The organism is Dethiosulfatibacter sp. (genome assembly GCF_983023055.1).
The window spans coordinates 1-2010 of the sequence record NZ_CEZJXU010000457.1 but is presented as its reverse complement, the minus strand read 5'-3'; the positions used below and the strand labels follow the sequence as shown (position 1 = coordinate 2010).

Annotated in this window: 1 pseudogene; it reads left to right on the top strand. The window is 35.1% G+C overall.

Features of this window, described 5'->3' with window-relative positions:
* A pseudogene (locus AC3AX0_RS12355) lies at positions 1-2010 on the top strand (hypothetical protein); the annotation flags it as partial.

Below are 2010 nucleotides of genomic sequence, written 5' to 3'. Positions count from 1 at the left end.
AAGGCGAAACTGAAATAGATTGGTTTGGAGAAGGAGAACTTGACGCTAAGATTGAAGAGGTTGCAGAAGCAAAGCCTCATGAATCTGTGGACTTATATGAGCGATTTAGGGAAGATCCAGAAATAACTAAGCGTAACTTAGAAATGTTACCAGAATATGATAAGATAGATACACCTGAAGTACTATTGTCAAGAATAATTAATGAAATCAATAGTTGGACTGATGGAGAAAAGGTTGATATAAATGTAACTCTCGACTTATTGAGTCAATTAGTTGAGCATTCTAAATTATGGGCTGATGGAACAGAAGTACCACCTGGTATATTTGAAAGTATGACATCAGTTGAGTTGCAGAACTTCTCTGAGTACTTAGGGAAATTAGATAATTGGGCTAAAAGTGTTGAACCACTTCGTTCAATAAAAAAACAAAGGGAAGATGTAGAACTTTATAGTGGAATTAATCCTTTCAAAGCAGCTAAACTTCTGAAAGATACTTATAGAAAGTTTAAAGGTAGAGTAATAAAGTCTGTAAATGAAGATCAGAGTCAAATAATAAAGGATATTGCTAAGTTACATACTGAAGGCAAGTTTGATGCAGATATAACATATAGCAAAGGGACTATATGGAAAAATACTGGTATAGAGCCTAAATATAAACTTGATAAGAGGATTGAAAAAGAGGGGGTTATTAAATCTGACATAATGGAAGGAGTTCCACTTGAAGATGGATCTGTTAATTCTGTAATGTTTGATCCTCCATTTCTTGTAGAGCCTACCAAAGATAGAAAGTCTACTGGAATAATAACTGGAAGATTTACCAAGTTTGAGACAGTGAATGATCTATGGAGTTTTTTTAAGAAGGGCTTAGATGAATCATTTAGAATACTAAAACCTGGTGGAAAGTTAATTGTAAAGATTCAGGACATAAGTCGCACGGATCGTATCTTTGCGTCATCGGTAGAGATGTACAACTTTGCAGTAGCTACAGGATTCAAGCCTATTGATAGATTTATATACACTCCAACTAGACTAATGCCTCTTCCACCAAATATTGTAAAGCAAATTAGGGCAAGAAGAGCACATTCAGACTTTTGGGTATTTGAAAAGCCAAAGGTCAAGTACACACATCCAGTTACTAGTGGCGTTAAGCTTTATACAGGAATTCCTCTCGACGAAGTTGGAAAAATCATAAACAAATTAACTAATCGTCTTAAGATAAAAGTGCCTGAAAAACCACCTAATCCATTTCCTAAAGTCAAAGAAGAGGCTATGGAAATAGTCCGTGAGGGAAGAGGTAATTTAAACTTAGCCAATTACGAAACTAATAAATTTGTCAATAGCATTGAGCAGAAAACCACTCCTGAGCAAAGAGAAGTATTCATATTTGCACTTGAGAAGACAGATGTACCTAAAGAATTTAACAGACCTGATCTGCAGAAAGTTCTTGATAAACACAAGAAACATATAGAAACTATCTCTAAAGAAATTAAGATTTGGTTTGATGAAGGATGGAAAAAAATAAAGTATCACATACCTGACTTAAGCGTTAAACAGATAGAAGACTATGTAACCCATCTTTGGAATATTCCTAAACATAAGAAGGCAGAAGCTGCAGCCTGGTTCTCAACACAAAATAGACTTTTAGAGAGAAGGTTCATTCCAACATATGCTGAAGGCATTAAACGAGGGTATAAGCCTAAGACTTTGGATATACTAGAAATCATCAAGGCTCATGATAGTATTTGTAACAGAGCTATTGAGAACACTAAGTATATCAAAAAACTTATGGCTATGAAGAGAGATGGAATATCTCTAATGCAGCGGAGTAAAGATGCTCCATTAGATTGGGTTGAAGTTGATTATCCAGCTATCACCAGACGAATTCCTTTGCCGGTGAAAGAAGTAGCGAAAAAAGGTGAATTTGTTAAAGAAGTTAAAGTAAGGGTTCATCCTGATCTTGTTAGGCCATTGAAGGCTATATTTGAAGAAAGATTTGATCACTCTATAGTGT